Source organism: Blastocatellia bacterium (assembly GCA_035275065.1).
Taxonomy (GTDB): Bacteria; Acidobacteriota; Blastocatellia; order UBA7656; family UBA7656; genus DATENM01.
Window position 1 is genome coordinate 78,517 of the sequence record DATENM010000097.1, and the last position, 19,557, is coordinate 98,073.

General features: G+C 61.7%; 23 protein-coding genes. 12 read left to right on the forward strand and 11 right to left on the reverse strand.

All coding sequences use genetic code 11. The features are described from left to right. The first annotated feature begins 139 nt into the window (after positions 1-139). From VJ464_21855 to VJ464_21865, 3 genes are all read left to right on the forward strand, one after another. Positions 140-1,144 (forward strand): alpha/beta fold hydrolase, encoded by a 1,005-nt coding sequence (locus VJ464_21855; protein HKQ07787.1) that lies wholly within the window; start codon positions 140-142, stop codon positions 1,142-1,144. Positions 1,145-1,309: 165 nt separating this feature from the next. After that, positions 1,310-1,816 (forward strand): TlpA disulfide reductase family protein, encoded by a 507-nt coding sequence (locus VJ464_21860; protein HKQ07788.1) that lies wholly within the window; start codon positions 1,310-1,312, stop codon positions 1,814-1,816. A gap of 221 nt (positions 1,817-2,037) precedes the next feature. Continuing rightward, complete coding sequence (locus tag VJ464_21865; GenBank protein ID HKQ07789.1) at positions 2,038-2,763, forward strand: DUF2270 domain-containing protein; 726 nt, start codon at positions 2,038-2,040, stop codon at positions 2,761-2,763. Positions 2,764-2,767: 4 nt separating this feature from the next. Here the strand turns inward: VJ464_21865 and VJ464_21870 are convergent, their stop codons facing one another. The 3 genes from VJ464_21870 to VJ464_21880 form a co-directional block, all read right to left on the reverse strand. Continuing rightward, positions 2,768-3,439 carry a hypothetical protein gene (locus VJ464_21870; GenBank protein ID HKQ07790.1) on the reverse strand — a complete coding sequence of 224 codons (672 nt, stop codon included), beginning with the start codon at positions 3,437-3,439 and terminating at the stop codon, positions 2,768-2,770. Positions 3,440-3,573: 134 nt separating this feature from the next. Continuing rightward, on the reverse strand, positions 3,574-5,577 hold the full coding sequence (locus VJ464_21875; GenBank protein HKQ07791.1) for a ferrous iron transporter B: 2,004 nt from the start codon (positions 5,575-5,577) through the stop codon (positions 3,574-3,576). Next, positions 5,577-5,795, reverse strand: coding sequence for a ferrous iron transport protein A (locus VJ464_21880; protein HKQ07792.1), 219 nt, complete (start codon positions 5,793-5,795; stop codon positions 5,577-5,579). Before VJ464_21880 ends, VJ464_21875 begins: the two co-directional genes overlap by 1 nt. A gap of 267 nt (positions 5,796-6,062) precedes the next feature. Between VJ464_21880 and VJ464_21885 the strand changes: the two genes are divergently transcribed. Both VJ464_21885 and VJ464_21890 read left to right on the forward strand, forming a co-directional pair. Next, positions 6,063-6,545 carry a hypothetical protein gene (locus VJ464_21885; protein HKQ07793.1) on the forward strand — a complete coding sequence of 161 codons (483 nt, stop codon included), beginning with the start codon at positions 6,063-6,065 and terminating at the stop codon, positions 6,543-6,545. 54 nt (positions 6,546-6,599) lie between these two features. Continuing rightward, positions 6,600-7,103 carry a hypothetical protein gene (locus tag VJ464_21890; GenBank protein ID HKQ07794.1) on the forward strand — a complete coding sequence of 168 codons (504 nt, stop codon included), beginning with the start codon at positions 6,600-6,602 and terminating at the stop codon, positions 7,101-7,103. Between the two features lie 54 nt (positions 7,104-7,157). Here VJ464_21890 and VJ464_21895 read toward each other — a convergent pair whose 3' ends face one another. Further along, entirely contained in the window at positions 7,158-8,576 is a 1,419-nt protein-coding gene (locus VJ464_21895; GenBank protein HKQ07795.1) for a hypothetical protein, read from the reverse strand. A 43-nt stretch (positions 8,577-8,619) separates the two neighbouring features. Here VJ464_21895 and VJ464_21900 point away from each other — a divergent pair, with 43 nt between their 5' ends. Continuing rightward, positions 8,620-9,297 carry a ferritin-like domain-containing protein gene (locus VJ464_21900; protein ID HKQ07796.1) on the forward strand — a complete coding sequence of 226 codons (678 nt, stop codon included), beginning with the start codon at positions 8,620-8,622 and terminating at the stop codon, positions 9,295-9,297. Positions 9,298-9,313: 16 nt separating this feature from the next. On the opposite strand, the gene VJ464_21905 is transcribed toward VJ464_21900, so the two are convergent. From VJ464_21905 to VJ464_21915, 3 genes are all read right to left on the reverse strand, one after another. Continuing rightward, on the reverse strand, positions 9,314-10,084 hold the full coding sequence (locus VJ464_21905) for an energy transducer TonB (protein HKQ07797.1): 771 nt from the start codon (positions 10,082-10,084) through the stop codon (positions 9,314-9,316). A 212-nt stretch (positions 10,085-10,296) separates the two neighbouring features. Continuing rightward, a complete protein-coding gene (locus tag VJ464_21910) occupies positions 10,297-11,058 on the reverse strand; it encodes a zf-HC2 domain-containing protein (GenBank protein HKQ07798.1) in 762 nt (253 codons plus the stop codon). Between the two features lie 105 nt (positions 11,059-11,163). Next, complete coding sequence (locus VJ464_21915; GenBank protein ID HKQ07799.1) at positions 11,164-11,814, reverse strand: sigma-70 family RNA polymerase sigma factor; 651 nt, start codon at positions 11,812-11,814, stop codon at positions 11,164-11,166. 303 nt (positions 11,815-12,117) lie between these two features. Here VJ464_21915 and VJ464_21920 point away from each other — a divergent pair, with 303 nt between their 5' ends. Continuing rightward, positions 12,118-12,621: a YajQ family cyclic di-GMP-binding protein gene (locus VJ464_21920; GenBank protein HKQ07800.1), complete on the forward strand. Its 504-nt coding sequence runs from the start codon at positions 12,118-12,120 to the stop codon at positions 12,619-12,621. A 40-nt stretch (positions 12,622-12,661) separates the two neighbouring features. Here VJ464_21920 and VJ464_21925 read toward each other — a convergent pair whose 3' ends face one another. The 3 genes from VJ464_21925 to VJ464_21935 form a co-directional block, all read right to left on the reverse strand. Further along, a complete protein-coding gene (locus VJ464_21925; GenBank protein ID HKQ07801.1) occupies positions 12,662-13,588 on the reverse strand; it encodes a dihydroorotate dehydrogenase in 927 nt (308 codons plus the stop codon). 109 nt (positions 13,589-13,697) lie between these two features. Then, entirely contained in the window at positions 13,698-14,522 is an 825-nt protein-coding gene (locus VJ464_21930) for a hypothetical protein (protein ID HKQ07802.1), read from the reverse strand. A 129-nt stretch (positions 14,523-14,651) separates the two neighbouring features. Then, positions 14,652-15,059, reverse strand: coding sequence for a LysM peptidoglycan-binding domain-containing protein (locus VJ464_21935; protein HKQ07803.1), 408 nt, complete (start codon positions 15,057-15,059; stop codon positions 14,652-14,654). 154 nt (positions 15,060-15,213) lie between these two features. Here VJ464_21935 and VJ464_21940 point away from each other — a divergent pair, with 154 nt between their 5' ends. Together VJ464_21940 and VJ464_21945 are read left to right on the forward strand one after the other, a co-directional pair. Next, positions 15,214-15,681: a GAF domain-containing protein gene (locus VJ464_21940; GenBank protein ID HKQ07804.1), complete on the forward strand. Its 468-nt coding sequence runs from the start codon at positions 15,214-15,216 to the stop codon at positions 15,679-15,681. Positions 15,682-15,711: 30 nt separating this feature from the next. Beyond that, positions 15,712-15,846 (forward strand): hypothetical protein, encoded by a 135-nt coding sequence (locus VJ464_21945; protein HKQ07805.1) that lies wholly within the window; start codon positions 15,712-15,714, stop codon positions 15,844-15,846. Positions 15,847-15,871: 25 nt separating this feature from the next. Here the strand turns inward: VJ464_21945 and VJ464_21950 are convergent, their stop codons facing one another. After that, positions 15,872-17,101, reverse strand: a complete 1,230-nt coding sequence (locus VJ464_21950; GenBank protein HKQ07806.1) for a GNAT family N-acetyltransferase — start codon at positions 17,099-17,101, stop codon at positions 15,872-15,874. Positions 17,102-17,460: 359 nt separating this feature from the next. On the opposite strand from VJ464_21950, the gene VJ464_21955 reads away from it, so the two are divergent. From VJ464_21955 to VJ464_21965, 3 genes are all read left to right on the forward strand, one after another. After that, a complete protein-coding gene (locus VJ464_21955) occupies positions 17,461-18,033 on the forward strand; it encodes an RNA polymerase sigma factor (protein HKQ07807.1) in 573 nt (190 codons plus the stop codon). A gap of 181 nt (positions 18,034-18,214) precedes the next feature. Next, positions 18,215-18,823, forward strand: coding sequence for a sigma-70 family RNA polymerase sigma factor (locus VJ464_21960; protein HKQ07808.1), 609 nt, complete (start codon positions 18,215-18,217; stop codon positions 18,821-18,823). Between the two features lie 73 nt (positions 18,824-18,896). Continuing rightward, on the forward strand, positions 18,897-19,517 hold the full coding sequence (locus VJ464_21965; protein HKQ07809.1) for a zf-HC2 domain-containing protein: 621 nt from the start codon (positions 18,897-18,899) through the stop codon (positions 19,515-19,517). Positions 19,518-19,557 lie beyond the last annotated feature (40 nt).

Sequence of the window (19,557 nt, forward strand, 5' to 3'; positions counted from 1 at the left end):
AAAGTGACCCCCAAACCGGCGGCAGCTTGTCGCCCCGAACGATTGACGACGACGGACGGACGCCACGGATGGACGAAAAGGAAACAACGCATAGGCTATTGCGTACCATCTAATGACGCAGCCCATCGGAGGGGAGCATATGAGTCAGGGCGAAGCGGATAAAGAGCATGCCGCAGAGATGAACCTCACGGCGGCCATCAACTCGGCAGCGATGGCGCCGCACAGGCGGTGGCTAGGGCTGGGCGTCGCCCTTGGCGTCGCCGGCTCGGTGACGCTGGCCTTCGGGGCGACCTGCTATCAGCTTTCACAGGCGTTGATCCGCCCGCGCCTCAAGCGGCTGACGCAACTCAAAAGCCCGCACCTGCGCCACCTGCTCAGGCGGCGCAACGTCCGCTTCGAAGACGTCACCTTCAATTCCTTCGACGGCACGCGGCTCTATGGCTGGTGGATGGCGTCGGGCGCGGCGCGGCCTACGATTGTCCTGCTGCATGGCGTTAAGAAGAATCGCACAGACGTGCTGCGCGGCGCGCTGGTGTTGTGCGAAGCCGGATTCAATGTGCTGGTCTTTGACGGGCGGGCGCACGGCAACAGCGAAGGCCGCTTTGTCACCTATGGCTTCTACGAGCGGCGCGATGTCGAATCAGCCATTGACTGGCTGGCGATGAATAAACAGGTTGACCGCAATTGTCTGGGGCTTGCGGGCGAGAGCATGGGCGCGGCCATCGCTTTGCAGGTCGCGGCGCATAACCCTTGGGTGCGCGCCGTCTGGGCCGACAGCCCGTTTGCCAGCCTGCGCCGCGTCAGCTCAGAGTTCCTCGAACGGATGACGCACCTGCCGGGCAGCTTGCTCAACCCTGTGGTCTGGACAACGATCCAGGTCGCCAACTATCGCGGCAAGTTCGACGTGCAGGCGGTTGACCCGCTGGCGCTCGCCGCCCGCATCACCTGTCCCGTCTATCTCGTGCATGGCACGGCTGACCAGTTGATTGCCCCGACGCACTCGCAGAACATTCACGACGCGCTGGCCGGCGAGCGTCACCTGTGGCTGATCGAAGGCGCGCGCCACGCGCGCGGCGTACGCCATGCGAAGCAGCATTACGCCGACCGCATCGTCGGCTTCTTCAAAGACAAGCTCACCGATTAAAGTTCTTTTGTCTCGCCAGAGGCGCTGATAGAATAAGCTTTAGAGGCATTGACGCGGGTTGAAGAAAAGCACAGCCGGGCCCGCTCGCTGTAGACCGTCGCGACGCACGAAGCGCCAATCGCATCTAATCCCGTGAATGAATTCAAGCAGGTATTGAGGAATCGAATGACCAGGAAATTCAAAGCTATCTTATCCGCCATTGCGCTCACCATCGTTCTGAGCGTGACGGCAAGCGCGCAGCAAGACTTTACCTTCACGACGCTCGACGGCCAATCGCTGAGCCTCGCGGCGCAGCACGGCAAAGTCGTCGTGCTGCTCTTCAGCGGCACGCAAGACCCGCAGTGCCGTGACGCGATGCAGTCGCTGGCGTCGCTCGCCGAACGCTATCAGGGCAAGCCCGTGAGCATTTACTGGGTCAGCGTCAATTCGCCCGCCGAAGCGAGCAACGAGCAACTGCGGCAAGCTTGTGGGCCGGTGGGCTCGGTGGTCGTCGCGCGCGACACCAACCAGGCGGCGTTCAAGCAGTACGGCGGCAAGCGCCCGCAACTGCCGACGGTGATCGTGCTCAATCGGCAAGGTCAGGCAGCGGGCCAGCCGCGCGGCGGCTTCAATCCGAACTCGGACTTTGTCAACGACCTGGCCGCCGTCGTTGACAGCCTGCTGGCCAAATAGGCTTCGCTTGCGAACCGACGAACCGAGGCCGCCGGCCTGGCGCAGAATCAGGCCGGCGGCTTTTACTTTTTTACCAATCGCTTGCTGCCGACCGGAGGCTACTCGAAGCCGGGCGCTTGTAACCGGCCGCCGCTTCATGATAAACCGCACTGTGGAAGCGGGCCGTTTGCCGGCGCGGCTTCCGCACAAACCACAGACGCTCAGCGCAAGCGAGGCCCTTTATGATGCATGAGAGCGAGATCACCATTCGTCCCGATGCCCTCAAGCCGCGTCAGCCGATCTTCCCGACCAGCTCTTCCGAATACGTCACCTCGCTGTCGCATTATTATCGCGCCGAGCTGTCGCGCATGATGAGCTGGCGCGACCGCCTCGACCGCACGACGAACTGGGCCATCACCGGCGCCGGCGCGATGCTGTCGGTGTCGCTGTCGTCGCCGCAGTCGCATCACGGCGTCTTGCTGTTTGCGATGGTGCTGGTCTTTTTGCTGCTACAGATCGAATCGCGCCGTTATCGCTTCTTCGATGTGTACCGCAGCCGCGTCCGCCTGATCGAGCGCAACTACTATGCGCGCATCTTCGCGCCGCGCGAGATGATCGATCCGATGCATTGGATGAACAAGCTCGGCGACGACCTGCGCCTGCCGCGCTTTTCGCTGTCGCATAACGAAGCGATGGCGCGGCGCCTGCGGCGCAATTACATCTGGCTGTTTCTGATCCTGTTGCTGGCCTGGCTGTTGAAGACCTCGACCAGCTCGCTGCAACCGGGCAACGGTACGCTCCAGATCATCCACTCGACAAGCGAGCTGTTCAGCAACGCTGCCATCGGCTATGTGCCGGGTTGGCTGGTGGTCATCACACTGCTGGGATTTTACGGCTGGCTGGCGTACATCATCATCAAGCACCGCGAGAAGACGGGCGAGCTGGCTTATGGTGAAGTCCACGTCTAGCGCGTTACGGCAAGCCGTCCTTCGCGCCATCATCGGCGCGGCGGTCGGGGCTGATCGAGGTATCTTCGGGGTGTGATTCGCGCGTGAACATCAGAAAGCCGACGCCGATAACTACCAGGACGACGAGGATGACCAGGACGAGCACGTACCAGGGCAGGCTGGCCTGGTCGGGACTGGCCGGGTCTGTGCCGCTGATGGCCAGCAAGACGAACGGCCCGATGACCGCGCCGAGCAGGCCGACCAGCAAAGCGATGCGGTCAACGGCGTGTTCCTGCGGCACTTTGACGTGCCAGCCCAGGTAAGCGCCCGCCGCCGCCCCTGCGAGCGAAAGCAGTGTGAATATTAAGCTGCGCTGGAAGCCGCTTAAGAAATACCCGCTGACGAACTGGCCGCGGCTGGCATTAGGCAGTGCGAGGTAGACCAGTGACACCAGCACCAGCGCCACGACCGTGACCAGCGTGGCATCTAACACGCGCAGCTCTTCGCTCATCCAGCCGATGACAAAACCACCCACCAGAAAGGCGCCCAGCGCCAGCCCGTAAGCGATCATCCACCAGATGTCTATTTGATTGCGCGCCGTGCGGTTGGCAATACCGGAGAAGAGTAGCGAGATGATGATCTGTAGTCCAAACGTGAAGCCCAGGCCGATCAGCGTCCATTTGATGCGGTCTCTCATCAAGCCCCCGGTTGGCGTGCCGATGAAGGGGCACGCCGTCGCACGGATATCTTGCCGTCCCGCCCCTGGTCGCTGGCTATCTTAGACGCGTGGCCCGCGCCTGTCAAAGAAGAGACACGGCGACGCGGCGTGTGCTATGAGACGCCGCACAGTCGCAGGAGTTGCACGGTGGCCGCCGCGAGCAGATAACCGATGCCGCTGTAGAAGAGCAGTTGCAGCGCCGCGAAGCGCCACGAGCCGCTTTCGCTGCGCACCACCGCCACCGTCGAAAGACATTGCAGAGAGATGAAGAAGAAGACGATCAGGCCGATGATGCTCGAAGTCGTAAAGACGCGCCGCTCGCTGCCGGTAAACGTGGCGTTGCGCATGTTTTCGAGCAGCCCCGCTTGCCGCGACTCTTCATCGTCGGCAACGTGAAAGACGATGGCCATCGTGCTGACGAAGACTTCGCGCGCCGCGAATGCCGATAACAGGCCGACGCCAACCCGCCAGTCCACGCCCATCGGACGCAGGACCGGCTCCATCGCCTGCCCGACCTGTCCGGCGAACGAGTGGTCGAGATCGCTCGACGCGACGAGCGGCGGGCGCTGGCCTTCCGGCGGTTCAGGCTGGCGCGCCCCGAAGCCGAAGTTTGATAGCAGCCAGAGAATCGATGAGATGACGACAATCGGCGCGCCGGCTTTGCGCAGGTAAGCCGAAGCCCGCGACCAGGTGATGCGCAGCGTCGGCTTGATCAGCGGCTTGCGATAAAGCGGCAGCTCCATCGCCAGCATCGAAGCCGTCCGCTTGCGCATGATGAAGCGGCTGATCAAGCCGGCGGTCAGCGCGCCGGTCAGCAGGCTGGCGACATAGATCGTTGCCAGCGCCAACCCGGCCTTGCCCGCCGCGCCCGGCAACAGCGCCGCCAGCAACAACGCGTAGACCGGCAGCCGTGCGCTGCAACTCATCAGCGGGATGATCCAGATCGTCAGCAGCCGCTCGCGCTTTGAGGGAATCGTGCGCGCCGCCAGCACCGCGGGGATCGCACAGGCGTAGCCCGACAGCATCGGCACGAACGAGCGCCCATGCAATCCCAGATATGAAAGCGGCTTGTCCACCAGCGCCGCGCCGCGCGACAGGTAGCCCGAATCTTCGAGCAGCGTCATCAAAAAGAAGAGGATGATAATTTGTGGGAAGAAGACCGCGACCGCGCCGACGCCGCCCAGCACGCCTTCGGCGATAAAGCGCGAAACGACGCCCGCGGGCAGCACCTGTATCACCAGCTGACCGAGACTCTTGAAGCCCCAATCGATCAAATCCATGAACGGCTGCGCTGCCCAGAAGATCGAAGCGAAGAGCGTCCCAAGGATCAAGAAGAAGATCGGAAAGCCGAGCCAGCGGTGCAGCACGATGCGGTCGAGGCGTGCCGTAATGGTATCTGCCGCCAGTTGTAGCGTCCGCCCGCGCCTGAGCGCCCCGCTCTGTTCGAGCAAACGCTCGATCTCGCGGTAAGCTTCCACCGGATCGTCACTGAGCACCGCCAGCCGGTTGTGATTATTGTAGGGCTTGCCGGCCGCGCGGCGCAGCTCGGTCAGCAACTCTTCAACGCCCCAGCCGGTGCGCCCGTCCACCGCCACGACCGTTGTGCCGAGCGCCGCCGAAAGCTTCGTGGCGTTGATCGCCTGGCCCGACTGCGCTAGCAGATCGATCATGGTCAGGGCGATGACAAATGGCTTTCCCTGCCGGGCGACATAAGAGGCGAATTTCAGGTGGCGCTCAAGCTGCGTCGCATCAACGACCATGATGAGCGCGTCGGGATGAATTGAAGGATGGCGGCCTTCGATGACCTGGCAGGAAAGGCTTTCTTCGGGCGTCGTCGCGGCGGTGCTGTGAACACCGGGCAGGTCAACAATCGTCACTTGCGGGCCTAGCTCCGCGCGGCTCTTGCCGCGCGACAGCGTGACCGTAGCGCCGGGATAGTTGGCGGTGTGAAAGCCGCCGCCGGTCAGGCCATTCATCAGCGCCGTCTTGCCGGCGTTCGGCACTCCCGCCAGACAGACGGTTAACGCATGCACCGCGGGCGCAGAGGCCGCAAGCGGCGACGGCTTCGCCGCCTGCGGCGCGTCGGCGGCAGCAATATGGATGGATTGGCGTTCCACTACTCGACTCGTATCCAGGCGGCTTCACGTCTTCTGAGGGCCAGGCGCATGCCGCGCACGACCACTACCAGCGGATCACCGAACGGCACACTCTGCACAACGGCCATCTCTTCGCCGGGCGTCAGCCCCAGGTCGAGCAAGCGGCGACACTCATCGGTGGGACCATCGAGCTGCTTGATGCGGTAGAACTGATTGCGCGCTGCGTCCAACAAACTCATTGAGGATTCCTTGATCGCAAAAAATGAAAATGAATTTCAATTTGAATCCAGCAGAGCAAGAATAAAGCGAAAGCCGGATGATGTCAACAACAAAGATTTCATGTCGCGACGCTGCTTTTGCAGGGGTGCGGTCGAGGGCCGCCTGGGAAACAAGTGCGGGCAAAATAGCCGAAAGAATTGTGACAAGCTACCGGCAGCTTTACAACTCACAGGGCTTTCTCTATCCTCACACTTGCCCCAGACCCATTGACAAAGGAGACTGAACTGATGCAGCTCTCGCTCGACAAGTTAATCAGCAGTTTCGGCGGCACGTGGGAAGATAAGAGTGGCAAGGCCACGCAGTTCGCTAGCCAGGATAGTAACTACCGCCTTTATCAGCCCGACACCAAGCCGGCAAGCAACAGCGGCCTTCTGGTTTACGTCAAGATAGACCACATTCGCGGCAGCGAAAAGGATGATCACGCCCAGATCACTTTGGGATTCGATAAGACGGGCGCACTGATTTCGAGCGAGCCCCAGATACAGCTTGCGCAGGCCGACGACATCCCCGCGACGGTGCTGAAGCTGACGAGCGTGACGGCAGCCGGCGCGCTCGGCCCGGCGGCGGCGGCGGTCGTCCAGATCGTCGGGCAGACCTACAATGCCTTGGCCGAGAGAATGGCTGTCATTACCGATGATGGCGGACGGCTCAACTTCCCCGCGGTCATCGCCCACACTATCAACAAGGTCGCCTGTGCGATTGAACTCTAATGATGCCCGACTCGATATTCGACGGCGTCTCTCAACCGTCTTGGAGAATGCGGAATGAAGATTGATAGCGATTGCATCGGAGCCAAGCTAAACGGCACGGCGTCCAAGGATGACCGAGCCTGGGACTATACGGGCGGCGACCAGAACCAGTATAGCTATAGAACGTGGAAGCCCGATTCGTCTTTATCGCCCAATCAGGACGCGCTGCTGGTGTCATCAAAGATAGACTTCACTCATGGCGGAGTGGATGACCATACGGTGTTGCTGCTGGTCTTTGATCGCACGGGGGCGCTGATCCAGGCCGAAGCCGACATGCAGTTGAACCTTGTCGAAAAGAAACATGGTATGTACAAGACCTCGATCAAGACGGTCGGCAGCGGCGTTGTGACGGGCACGCAGGCGCAAATCACCAGCGCCATTTTTGATGCGCTGACTGCCGGCCTCTTTGGCCTGGATGAGGATAAGTATGATGTGTCCGGCGATCACAGTCCGGCCGACTTCCCGAATATGGTGAAAGTCAACATGGACATCTTTGCCGGCTGCGTTCAGAAAGATTGAAGCGGCGACACGCGCGACACGCTTACGACCCCACTGAAGATGCAGAATCTGGCGTCACGCCGGGCCAAGCCATCGGCGCGCGGCGGCTTGCGCCTCGTCCAGTGTGCGGACTTCGCCGTCGAGCTGGCGTTCGTAAACCTGCCGCAGTAGCTCGCCCATTGCCGGGCCGGGCGCAATCCCCAGATCAATCAGGTGGCGGCCCAGGAGCAGCGGCGCCGGCGGCCCATGTTCGACGCCGAGCCGCCGCGCCCGCTTGATGAACCAGTCGGCGGCCTGCACGACGCGGTCATCAGCCGCAGCAGTCGCGGCACGAGCCAGCCCGCAGGCTTTGACGAGGCGATAAAGCAGATCGATCTCGACCTGCCGCGCCAGGCGGCGAAAGTCGCCATCGGTCGTCTGCTCGCGGCGGCCAAAGAACTCGCAGGGTCGGGCTTGCTCGCGCAGCAAGGCCAGAACCTGTGCGCGCACGTCATAACCCAGGAGCGTGTAGAGCCCGAGCCGCCGCATCACCGCCAGCGCCGGCGGCTCTGCCGCGGCGGACTGGTTTACGCTGACGTTGCCGAGCGCATGGCATAAGGTGGCGAGCATGACCGTCACGCGCCGTGGCCGGTCGAGATCATCCGTCAATTGCGCGGCGGCGTCGAATGCCCGCCCGGTGTGCGCGAAGGCGTCGTCGAGCGGCGCGCTGTCACTTGCGGTCGCGCACGGTTCCTGAAGACGGCTGCCGACGAGCGCCCGCAGTTCAGGGAACAGCTTATCTATCACACCGAGCTGCAACGCCACGTCGAGACCGATGGCGGGTCGCGCCGCCATCAATAATAATTTTTCGACTTCGCCCCAGATGCGCTCGTGCGGCAGATCGGCAAGATCAATCGTCCGGCAGAGGGCGGCGGTCGGCTCGTCTACGCTCATCTCGAAGCGCGCGGCAAACTGCACGGCGCGCAGAACGCGCAGGCTGTCTTCGACAAACGTCTCGGCGGCGACGGCGCGCAGCCGTTTCTGCCGCAAGTCGCGTATGCCGTCGTAAGGGTCAATGAACTCGTCGGCAAGCGGGTCGTAGAGAATGGCATTGATCGTGAAGTCGCGCCGCCGCGCCGCCTCTTCGAAGCTCATCCGCGGGTCGCCTTCGATGGTGAAGCCGCGATGTCCGCGCCCCGATTTGGATTCGCGGCGCGGGATCGATACATCGATCTCCAGCCGCCCGCCGTTCGACGCCGGTGCGTCATCCGCCGACCCATAACAGACCAGCTTGTAGACGGCGAAGTGCTCGCCGACCGTGTTGACGCGCCCGAGCTTTTTCAACAAGGCGCGCAACGCTTCGGGCTCGACCGCGTAGACTTCGAGGTCATAATCCTTCGACTCGTGGCCGAGCAGGCGGTCGCGCACCCAGCCGCCGACGAGCATTGCCCGCCCGCCCGCCGCCCGCACGGCTTCACACACTTGCCGCACTTCTTCGCGCATCGGCACAAGCATAGCGGCATTGCGCCATGCGATAAAGTGCTATAATGCGCTCGCTATGACCACCACCCCGAACGGCTTGGAGAGCCAGGAATTCGTCGCCCGGCTGGATGAAGAGATCGGCGCGATGCTCAATCGCCTCGGCCAGATGAGCGCCGCCGGCACGGCGTCCGAGACCTTGACCGTCGAGCGGCTGTTGCGGCTGGCTTTGAAGAACGAGCTGGAAGCGACGGAGCTGGCGGCGATCTGGCTGGCGACGACGCAGGAGATCGACGTCAAGCTGGCGCTGGCGCGGCAGTGCGGCGACGAGGCGAAACATTATCGAATGATCGCCGAGCGGCTCGAAGCGATGGGCGTTGATGCCGCCGGCATTGATCCGCGCGCCGGCGGCTATTCGCCGCTCTTCGAGTTTCTGCGCTCGCTTGAAAGCACGCCGGCGCGCGTCGCCGCAGGGCAGTTCACCCGCGAGGGCCTGGCGCTGGTGCGCAATCAGGCGTTCATCGAATTCTGTGAAGCACGCGGCGACCATGAAACCGCCACGCTCTACCGCGAGGTCATTCAGCCCGACGAGCAGCATCACCATGAGCTGGGCCGCCGCCTGCTGTTGCGCTATGCCATCACGGTTGCCGATCAACAGGTCGCGCATGACGCGGCGCGGCGCACGCTTGAGCTGGCCGAAGAGGTGCAGGAGACGGCGCGCATGAAAGCCGGTATCTCACACGCGCCGGGATGCTGAAGCCCATTTCGGCGGCTTACTGCATGGTGAAGTTGAAGACGATCACACCGCTAACGCGAACCGGCGTAGCCCCCAGAAAAGTCGGCTCAAAGCGCCAGCCGCGCGCCGCTTCGACCGCCGCCCCGATCAGCAGCGGGTGACCGCTGACGGCGCGCGCCGCTTCGACGTGACCATCAAGCGCGATCATCACCTCTACTGAAACCGAGCCGGAAAGATGAATCTGCCGGGCCAGCGGCGGGTACTCCGGGGTGCGCCGGACGATGGCTTTGCCTTGCAAGACGCCAGAACTCACACGCACCTGGCGCGGGGGGTCAGCCTGCGTCGTTGGGCGCACGGGCTCGACCGGGCGCGGTGGCGGCGGCGCTGCCGTTTCGATGTGCGCGGGGCTGCCCGGCACACTGCCGATGCTGTCGGGCACGCCGACGCCATCAGGCACGCCGACAACGCCTTGGCCATCAATGCTGGGCGGCGCAGCCTGCCTGTGTGGGGGCGCGGGCGTGTTGACGACCTGATCGAGGTTGCGGACTTGCGTGGGATCGTTGCGCGGCGCGACCGGCGGCGGCGTATTGTCTCGTTGCGCCGGCGGTGGCGGCGGGCCGGGCGGCGGCGGGGTGAGCAGCGCCAGCATGCGCTCGCCTGTATCGGCGAGCCTGGGCGTCGAGACCATCACGGATAACGAAAGCACACCGGCAATGACGATGGCGTAGATCGCCGAGGTGCCGAAGAAGAATCGAGCGATGCGGCCCCGACGCCGCTCGTTTGTCGAGATAACCAGCTTATTGAACATCGCACACGCTCCTTTGGGCAACACGCTTCCTTAAAGCCGCGGCTCGACGCGGGCGGTTGCCGGTTAAGGTCTGACGCTCTGTAATGTGGACTACGGCGGCGCTCTAAGGCTGGAAAGGCTAAAGCGGCGTCTTTGTCATTTGTCCCTGGCCGTCGGCGTCAGCTCATCTTACCGACAATCAACCAATGACCGGCGACGAATGACAAAGAACTCTATCCGCTAATATCAACTTTTTCGACGAACATGATGATGCGCGTCGGCACCGGGTGGCCTGAGACGGTGGCCGGCTGGAAGGTGCGGTTGCGCAGCGACCACCAGAGTTGCTCGACGACATAAGGGTCTTTAGGCGCGTTCAACACATCGATCAATTGCGCCCGCCCATCGGAATCTACTTCGACCATCGCCGACATCGCCTCGTTGCCCGGTTTAGCGTAAACGATATGGCTGAAGCTGATCAGCGCGCTGTTATCGAGCAGGCGCGGCAACTGGTAATAATGCTCTTCCGCCGCCGCGTCTTTGTCTTGCGGCAGATTGTTGTAGCTGTGGTACTCGCGATCCGAGCCGCTGACGACCGGGAAGATCATCGCCGTCTCGTTGGCCTCGACCGCCGGCACAGGGATGGGCCGGAAGCCCGAAAAGACCAGCGCAAACAGCAAGGCCGAAATCGCCGAGCCGGCGCTGTAAGCGACCAGCCGCGGGTCGAACTTCTGCAACCAGCCGACGGCGCGCTGCATGACGGTGATCTCCTTGCGCGCTCGCAGCGCCACTTCGCGCATGACATAGCCGTGCAGCTCACGCGGCGTTTCGGGCGACAGCAGCTCCTTTAACATCAGGGACGATTGCTCGACCTCCGTGAGATGCAGGCGGCAGTCGCCGCACGCCGCAAGGTGCGCGTCACAGTCGCCCGTCTCGGCGGCCGTGAGCTGCCGATCCAGGTAAGCCGAAGCCAGGGTTTCAAACTTCTTACATTCCATAATAGCCACACTTCAAAATGATGAATGATGAAGTGGCCGGAGCGAGCATTTATCGCGGGCCGACCTTTTTCAGTAATTCAGCATTCATCCTTTCTCATTCAACGTCTATATCAAGTCTTTCAGGCGGCGGCGCAATTCTTCGCGCCCACGCGCGATGCGTGACTTGACCGTTCCGATAGAGATTTCCAGGGTCTCGGCAATCTCATCGTAGGACAGTTCTTCGATCTCGCGCAGCACCAGAGCGACGCGGTACTCCTGCTTGATTTCGCCGAGGGCGCGCAGGATGCAGCGCTCGCGCTGATTGGCAATGGCCTGGGCTTCCGGCGAACGTTCGGAGCCCGGAAGGCGGCTGCCGAGGCTCGATTCGTTTTCGCCGCGTGTGAGGTCGAGCGAAATGGTTTCGTCGCGATGCCGCCGCCGCCACCAGCGTTGCTGATTCATTGCCTGGTTGATGGCGATGCGATAGATCCAGGTCTTCAGTCCCGACTCGGCGCGAAAGCCGCCAAGCCCGCGATATACTTTCAGGAAGGTCTCTTGCGCCGCATCGCGCGCTTCTTCGGCGTCGCCGAGCAGGCGAAAGCAGAGCGCGTAGACCGGCCGCTCGAATATCCGCACCAGATCATCAAAGGCCGTCAGGTCGCGGGCGCGCAGGCGCGCCACCAGGCCGGTCTCGAAGGTCTGTTCGACTGACCTCGATTCCAACTCCATGCGAGCCAGCGTCGTTTGTTCGAGTGCGGCCATATCTCCGGTTGACATTTGCGGCGCTCCTCAAGATTCAACCTGACCGGAGAGGGCCATCGCGCGAATCCGTGAAGCCGAGCGCCGTTAGTAGCTCCAAGTAACTCAGGCGATGACCCGTCACCTCACTTGTCGCTAACTTAGACACCAATCCGGGCGGTTTGTTCCGATGTTTTATCCTACCACAGTTGAACGGGCGCGACCTGAAGAGTTGCAGGGCGCGGGCGCTCCCGGCGTTGTGAACCGGCGGGCGAGTGTGTAGATTACTGGCAGATACAGCCGGGACGTGAGTGACGAATCAACGCAGGCAACGATAAGATTATGGCACAGCAAAACAGCTTCGACGTGGTCTCGCAGGTTGATATGGCGGAAGTCAAAAACGCCGTCAACCAGGCGATGAAAGAAGTCACCCAGCGATATGACTTCAAAGGCACCAACTCGACAATCGAGCTGAACGAGAAAGAGCATACCCTTCAGCTTGCGACCGCCAGCGAGTTCACCTTGAAATCGCTCAACGACGTGCTGCAACAGAAGCTCGTGCGGCGCAACGTTTCGCTCAAGGCGCTCAGTTACGGTAAGGTCGAGCCGGCGGCCAAAGATTCGGTGCGGCAGACGGTCACCCTGCAACAGGGCATCCCCATCGAAAAGGCGCGCGAAATCGTTAAGGTCATCAAAGACAGCAAGCTCAAAGTGCAGGCGCAGATTAACGGCGACTTCGTGCGCGTCTCGGGCAAAGATCGCGACACCTTGCAACAGGTCATCGCCTTGCTCAAGCAGAAAGACTTCGGGATAGATATGCAATTTACCAACTACCGCTCGAATTGAGGCGCGACTTGCTGATGCGAGGATTTGATAGGGGTGCGGGCTACTTCTCGATGATCGAGCCGACGATGGCCGCCAGGCTTTCCAGGTTGTGACGGTCGCAGTAATCCGCCAGGCCGTCAATCACTTTCATGGTGACCGCCGGGTCATAGTAATTCGCCGTGCCGATCTGTACGGCGGTCGCGCCGGCGAGCAGAAATTCGAGCGCGTCGCTTGCCGAAGTAATGCCGCCGATGCCGATCAGCGGAATCCGAACGACTCGCGCGACTTCGTAAACCATGCGCACGGCGATGGGGCGAATCGCCGGCCCTGACAATCCCCCCGTGCCATAGTTCAGTCGCGGGCGGCGAGCGTTTACATCAATCGCCATGCCGACCAGCGTGTTGATCAGCGACAGCGCATCGGCCCCGGCTTCGGCGATGGCCCTCGCTAGCTGTGTAATATCGGTAACATTAGGCGAGAGCTTAACGATCAACGGGCGGGCGGCCATGCGTTTCGCCTTTTCGGTCAGCCGCGCCGCCGCGACCGGCGAGTTGCCGATGACGATGCCGCCTTCTTTGACATTCGGACACGAGATGTTCAGCTCGTACGCATGAATGCCTTCGCCGTCGTTGAGAATGTGAATGGCTTCGAGGTAATCGTCGTCCGAGTAGCCGAAGACGTTAGCGACAATGCGCGTGTCGTAAGCCGCAAGCAACGGCAGCTTCTCTTTGACGAAAGCCCGCGCGCCGACGTTTTGCAGGCCGATGGCGTTGAGCATGCCGCCGTGGGTTTCGACGATGCGCGCCGGCGGGTTGCCGGCGAGCGGGCGCGCAGACAACCCCTTGGTCGCAAAGCCGCCGAGCCGGTTGAGATCGATCAAGCCGGCAAACTCCAGCCCATAACCGAACGTCCCCGACGCGCCCAGCACAGGGTTGTTGAACCGTATGCCGGCAATCTCAACCGCCAATCGTGAATCGTGGTCAGACATGGTGATTGCGGATTGCGGATTGCGGATTGCGGATTCTGGAACTTGTTCCTGAACTTAACTGAATCCCAGGCTCCAAATTCCGCAATCCACAATCCGCAATCCGCAATTCTTAATGTGTCATGGCGTTGACTTCCCAGCGAATGCGTTCAGCCGGAAAGATCGAGCCGTCAACGCAGACTCGCTTGTAAGATTCATAACCGAGCGGCGCGGCGCTCTCGACCGCGACGACGCAGCCGACGCAGACGCCGAAACCGCAGCCCATCGGCGCTTCGAGCGAAACCAGACAACGGGCATTGAATGTGCGAGCAATCTCGGCGACCCGGCGCATCATTACCCACGGGCCGCAGGCATAGATCGTCGCCCCTGTGCCGCCGCCTGCCGCGAGGTGACGTTCGAGCGGCGCGGTGACGAATCCCTGTTCGCCGAGGCTGCCATCGTCGGTCGTCAGCGTGAGCGGCAATTCGAGAGCGCGAAAGTCTTCGAGCCCGCAACCCATCGCAACGCGCCGGCTTGCCGCGCCGAAAAAGACTTGCGTTTCAACCTGCGCCGCCCGCAACCCTTCGCACAACATCAACACCGACGCCGAGCCGATGCCGCCGGCAACGACGATGGCTTTAGGCAACGGTTGCCGCTCGGCAATGGGCCACGCGTTGCCGAGCGGCAGCAGCGCGTCCACCTTGCCGCCGGCAGAGAGTTCGGCGAGCGCCTGCGTGCCGCGGCCTAGCACCTGATAGAGAAAGCTCAAGCGATGCGGGTCGGGCGCGCGATAGACAGCCAGAGCGCGGCGCAGCAGCGGCTCGAAAGCGGCGTGCGCTTTCAGCATAGCGAACTGGCCGGCGTGCGCTTCGACTTCCGGCTCAAAGCGCAACGTGAGCAGACGATAGCCCGGCGTCAGCTCGCGGTTGGTTTCAACGGTGGCGATTGTATCGATCATTCGCGCTGGCGTGTCCCCGGTCATCGGTAAAGGCCAGTCTATCAGCGTGCCTGACGGATGACAAACAGCCTACAAAGGCAAAAGGCAGCCGCGCGAACGGCTGCCTCGGTTGCGTGACGAACGGCGGGCTCAGCGCGATTGCTGCGCCGAGTCCGAGAAGTTCGGAATCTTGAGCTTCTGCCCCGGCTGAATCTTGTTCGGGTCGCTCAGGGTGTCGCGGTTCGCTTCAAAAATCTGCTGATAGGTGAGCTTGCCGCCGGTGACGTTTTTGGCGATGCTGGAAAGCGTGTCGCCCGATTTGACTTCGTATTCGCCGAAAATATCCGTGCGCTGTGCGGTAAGGTTAATTGCAAAGTCGCCGCCGCTCATGCCGGAATCAACTGATTTCAGCGCGTCCCACACCTGGTTGACGTTGTGTTGCGTCGGGCAAGTGCCGTTGATGACGAACTTGCCATTCTCTTCGCTGGTGGTGATCTGACAGCCGGCATTTTGTGCGGCAGAAACGACGGAAGCGAACTTATCGCTCAACTGTGACATGCTAGTTTATCTCCCTTGATCGTTGATGCGAGTTCGGCGCGTCCGCGTGCCGCTCGTGGAAAGCCACAAGCCTGACTCACATGATTATGGCGGCCGCGGCGCGCCGAGTCAATGTGCCTTGCTATGTCTTGCACGGCTCAATATGCTCAAAGTCATGGAACCAACGAAAGCCAAGATGACCGACGACGCCATCGTCAGCCGCGTCGAGCAAGCGGTTCAGTCCAAGGTGTCGCGCGACGAAACGCTGCGCCAGGCCGTGCGCCTGTTGAAAGCCGAGCGCCCGCATTACAACTGGGTGGGCGTCTACCTGCTCGAAGGCGACACGCTGGTGCTGCACAACTACGTCGGCAAGCCGACCGAGCACACGCACATCCCTGTCGGGCGTGGCGTCTGCGGCACGGCGGTCGCCGAGCGCGCCAACCAGATCGTTGACGACGTGACGGCAGTCGGCAATTATCTGGCGTGCAGCGTCGAAACGCGCGCCGAAATCGTCGTGCTCATCCGGCGCGGCGACGAGATATTCGGCCAGATCGATATCGATAGCGACACGCCTGCCGCTTTCACTGCCGCGGACGAAGCGCTGCTGGCTCGCGTTGCCGACCGGCTGGCCAGCCAATTTTAAAAGGTGGAGTGAAGCACAAAGGGGACTGCGGTGCGGTTGAGCTTTTACTTTATCGATCCAGAGATCAAGGTGATCCTCGGGCTATTCAGCCTGGCCATCGTGCTGGCGGTGATCGGCATCGCCCTGTCTTTGGTTTTAATCCGGCGCGACCGCAAGAAAAGCTGACCGCTGCGGCCACGCCGGGCGCAGATTATCTGGACGGCAAGGTCAGCGCCGACAGTTGCGGCGCGTGGCTGTAATGGCGGCGCTCAAGCATGCGGTGGCCGGCCATCTTCACCGCCGGCGGCAGTACCGTGCGCGCCATCGAGCGACCGAGCTGGTCGGCCAGCTTCAGCGACATATAAGTCAGCGAGCGCAGCCCCGAGCGCAGCCACACCAGCCGCAGGTTTTGTCTTTCGGACTTCGCCCAGCATTCTTTGTAAGGCTGATCGCCGCCCATGAAATCGTACTCGCGCACCACCGGGTCTTCGACGCAATCCTTGATGCAGAGCATCAGCATGACCTTGCCGATGCTGTCTTTGGCATAAGCCGGCGAGAAGCCCACCTGAAAACAATGCGCCGTGCCATTGTCAAGAAAGGCCAACTGAACGGCGGCAATCTCGCCATCGATCTCCAACGTCCACAGCCGCAAGCGGCCTGCGCCGAGCGCCTCGCTCGCCGCTTCGCGCAGCATGCGCTCCAGGCCCGGCAGGGCAAACGAGCCGGGCTCACCTTTCATCTGCCAGCGCGCCTGATGCAGCCGCACCAGCGCGTCCATACCGCGCTCAAGCTCGTCCGCCGTCTCGGCGCGGGAAAAGCGGCACGCGTAGGTTTCAAACAAGCGCCGCGCCAGCCGCTGCGTGTTCTGCCGGGTCGTGCGGCCCAGCGTCTGCTTGAAGGCTTCCCAGTCGGTATCCGTGTTCACGTAGTGGGCATTCTGGCAAACTGTCGGTTCGAGGTCGGCGCCAAGCGCCTGTATGAGATGCGGCAGCACGATTGAAGCGGCGGGGATTTCGCTCAGCCACAGCTTGTCCCAGCTGCTATCCGCTTTCAACACCTCGGCGACTGCCTGGGCGGCCTCGCGCTCATAACCGCGCCGCGCGATCAGGTCGAGGTATTCGCTGGTCTGCGCGAAGACGCCTGTGCCGATGAAGACGATTTCGCGGATGTGATCGATGCCGGCGTTGGTGCGCTGCCGCCAGTAGAAGGGGGCGAGGCCGACCAGACGGTCGCTGGCGTCTCGGCAGGTGATGATGAACAGGTGGCTGTGTGCTGGCCGAAAGGTCTGCCACCAGGCTTGATTCCAGTGACGGCGGAGAAAATAGACCTGCTGGCGGCTGGCGTCGAGCAGTTGATCCCATTCGCTTCGGAGATCGTCAAAAGCTTCGTCGTCAGTGAGAATTTCGGTGTGCAAGAACGTCGAGGTGTTGCCGGTTTCCATATCCAAGTTGACGCCTTTCAGGCAGCGGCAATGACCCTCTCTTTAGGAATAAAATGGTTTGCCGCGCATCTTTTCCAGAACTCTTTTCATCCCATTGATACAGGTGGTTAGCCATCACATCGGTTGCCGCGCGGCTGGTGAGTGAACACTGACTTATTACACGAAACCGTGTGGACGGTCTCCCAAAACAAGAGGCGCTGGCCCCGGCATATTGGCCTGCGACCCGTTCAGCCATCCAGTTAACTTCAACTATTTTACAACTTAACTCTTAGTCGAGTGTCGTTTACGCAATGGCACGCCAGTCGCTATTAGTGGAACTGACTCTCAAGAGGATAAGGGGTTAGGAAGGACAAATACGGATGGCAACCAACGCGATTCCCATGCAAACAGATGTCGGCGTCACAGAGGCGCTGGCCGGCGAACAGATGAGCGGCTTTGAGGACCTCTATCGCAAGCACTATCGCCGCGTCTATTCGATCTGCCTGCGCATGACTGGCAACGTCGCCGAGGCCGAAGACCTGACGCAAGAGGTCTTCATCCAGTTGCACCGCAAGCTCGATTCATTTCGCGGCGAGTCGCAGTTTACGACCTGGCTGCACCGGCTGACGGTCAATCAGGTGTTGATGCACTTCCGTAAGCGCTCGGTGCGCTCGGAGCTGACGACCGACGATGGCGAGATGCCCGATTCGGTTGACCCGGACACGATCAATCCCGAAGCCATGCCGATTGTGGATCGCATCGGGCTGGCGAACGCCATCGGCCAATTGCCGACGGGTTATCGCACGGTCTTCGTGCTGCACGATGTCGAAGGCTACGAGCACGAAGAGATCGCCCGCATACTTGGTTGCAGCGCCGGCACGTCGAAATCGCAACTGCACAAAGCGCGCATGAAGTTGCGCCGCCTGTTGCAGCAACGCGCCCTGGCCGCCTGATCCGAACAATAGATGGACCTCTCTAGGGGCTGCCGGTCACGCCAACCGGCAGCCCATTTCTTTGTCTCACTGGCGAGATTCGCAATATTTTCTTTGCTTTTAAAGGCGCGCATCGTTCTGTTACCATGTTATTTGGTTGTGTGCCATCTTATTGCCTCACCGCCAAGCAGGGTTATCAGGAATGACCGAGAAGCAAGCGCCGGAGACGGGCGAAGACGTTGTGCCGCGCACAGACCGCGAGCTGATTGCCGCGTGTCTGGCGGGCGACGCGGCGGCCTGGGAAGCGCTTGTCGCGCGCTATCAGCGCCTGGTCTATTCCATTCCGCTGAAGGCCCGCCTGTCGACGGATGACGCAGCGGACATCTTCCAATCGGTCTGGCTCAAGCTCTACGAAAAGCTCGCCGGCCTGCGCGATCACGAGAAGCTCAGCTCGTGGCTGATCACGACGACGACGCGTGAAGTCTGGCGCGTCACGGCGCGCAAACGCCGCGACGCCGCGCCCACCGCCAGTGACGATGACGATCAGACGGACGCCCTTTCACAGATTGCCGCAACCGCGCCGCTTGCCGATGCCGAGCGCGAACTGCTTGAGCAGCAACAGCTTGTGCGTGACGCCCTGGAGGCGCTACCGGAGCGTTGCCGCAACTTGCTGACGATGCTTTTTTACGAGAAGGACGAGTTGAGCTATGCCGAAATCGCCCGGCGCCTAGGGATGCCTGTGCCATCGGTCGGCCCGACCCGCGCCCGCTGCCTGGAAAAAATGCGGAAGATGCTACAGGGGAAATTCTGACCTGCGCCGACGTATTTTTTCGTGACGCGGCGGCTCTGCTTAAACGGAAAGCCAGGTTGGGAGACAACAACAGATGAAATGCCCCGGGTTTGAGCAAGTGATTGATTACCTCGACGGCAAGCTGGCGCCGGCTGAAGCGGCGCGCGTCGCGGCGCATCTGGCGAGCGATTGCCGAGCCTGTGCCGAAACGCGGGGATGGTACGAAGGCGTGCGCCAGGTTGCCGCGAGCGACGACTCCATAGCGCCGCCCGCCTGGGTCTTCAAACAGGCCGTGCGCATCTTCGACACGGCGCGCCGCCCGCGACTCGGCGAGCGCATCGGGGAAGCCATTGCCCGGCTCGTCTTCGACAGCTTTGCGCGTCCGCAGATGGCGGGCATACGCTCGACCGAAACGGCGAACCGACAGATGCTGTATCGCGCCGGCGATTTCTCGATTGACTTGCAGGTTGTGCCTTCTAGCGAATCGCGCGGCGCGATCATCGGGCAGGTGTTGCGCGAAGGCGACGCGGCTTTTGAATCGGTGGCGAACCTGCGGCTCGAAATCGCGCGCGGCGATGAACGCCCGCTTACGGCGGTCACCGATGACCGGGGCGAATTCAAGATCAATGACATAGATTACGGAAGCTACAATCTGCGCATCGAGCTGGCGGATGGACGAATCACCATTCCGAGATTGCCGATGACGCAAGATTGACTGCCCTCTTTAGGGCCAAGCCGGCCCGCCGCCTTCAACG

Bases quoted from the DNA above. Each gene is read 5' to 3' on its own strand.
- VJ464_21855 (HKQ07787.1), top strand. From the start codon at position 140: ATGAGTCAGGGCGAAGCGGATAAAGAGCATGCCGCAGAGATGAACCTC.
- VJ464_21860 (HKQ07788.1), top strand. From the start codon at position 1,310: ATGACCAGGAAATTCAAAGCTATCTTATCCGCCATTGCGCTCACCATC.
- VJ464_21865 (HKQ07789.1), top strand. From the start codon at position 2,038: ATGATGCATGAGAGCGAGATCACCATTCGTCCCGATGCCCTCAAGCCG.
- VJ464_21870 (HKQ07790.1), bottom strand. From the start codon at position 3,439: ATGAGAGACCGCATCAAATGGACGCTGATCGGCCTGGGCTTCACGTTT.
- VJ464_21880 (HKQ07792.1), bottom strand. From the start codon at position 5,795: ATGAGTTTGTTGGACGCAGCGCGCAATCAGTTCTACCGCATCAAGCAG.
- VJ464_21885 (HKQ07793.1), top strand. From the start codon at position 6,063: ATGCAGCTCTCGCTCGACAAGTTAATCAGCAGTTTCGGCGGCACGTGG.
- VJ464_21890 (HKQ07794.1), top strand. From the start codon at position 6,600: ATGAAGATTGATAGCGATTGCATCGGAGCCAAGCTAAACGGCACGGCG.
- VJ464_21895 (HKQ07795.1), bottom strand. From the start codon at position 8,576: ATGCTTGTGCCGATGCGCGAAGAAGTGCGGCAAGTGTGTGAAGCCGTG.
- VJ464_21900 (HKQ07796.1), top strand. From the start codon at position 8,620: ATGACCACCACCCCGAACGGCTTGGAGAGCCAGGAATTCGTCGCCCGG.
- VJ464_21905 (HKQ07797.1), bottom strand. From the start codon at position 10,084: ATGTTCAATAAGCTGGTTATCTCGACAAACGAGCGGCGTCGGGGCCGC.
- VJ464_21910 (HKQ07798.1), bottom strand. From the start codon at position 11,058: ATGGAATGTAAGAAGTTTGAAACCCTGGCTTCGGCTTACCTGGATCGG.
- VJ464_21915 (HKQ07799.1), bottom strand. From the start codon at position 11,814: ATGTCAACCGGAGATATGGCCGCACTCGAACAAACGACGCTGGCTCGC.
- VJ464_21920 (HKQ07800.1), top strand. From the start codon at position 12,118: ATGGCACAGCAAAACAGCTTCGACGTGGTCTCGCAGGTTGATATGGCG.
- VJ464_21925 (HKQ07801.1), bottom strand. From the start codon at position 13,588: ATGTCTGACCACGATTCACGATTGGCGGTTGAGATTGCCGGCATACGG.
- VJ464_21930 (HKQ07802.1), bottom strand. From the start codon at position 14,522: ATGATCGATACAATCGCCACCGTTGAAACCAACCGCGAGCTGACGCCG.
- VJ464_21935 (HKQ07803.1), bottom strand. From the start codon at position 15,059: ATGTCACAGTTGAGCGATAAGTTCGCTTCCGTCGTTTCTGCCGCACAA.
- VJ464_21940 (HKQ07804.1), top strand. From the start codon at position 15,214: ATGGAACCAACGAAAGCCAAGATGACCGACGACGCCATCGTCAGCCGC.
- VJ464_21950 (HKQ07806.1), bottom strand. From the start codon at position 17,101: ATGGAAACCGGCAACACCTCGACGTTCTTGCACACCGAAATTCTCACT.
- VJ464_21955 (HKQ07807.1), top strand. From the start codon at position 17,461: ATGGCAACCAACGCGATTCCCATGCAAACAGATGTCGGCGTCACAGAG.
- VJ464_21960 (HKQ07808.1), top strand. From the start codon at position 18,215: ATGACCGAGAAGCAAGCGCCGGAGACGGGCGAAGACGTTGTGCCGCGC.
- VJ464_21965 (HKQ07809.1), top strand. From the start codon at position 18,897: ATGAAATGCCCCGGGTTTGAGCAAGTGATTGATTACCTCGACGGCAAG.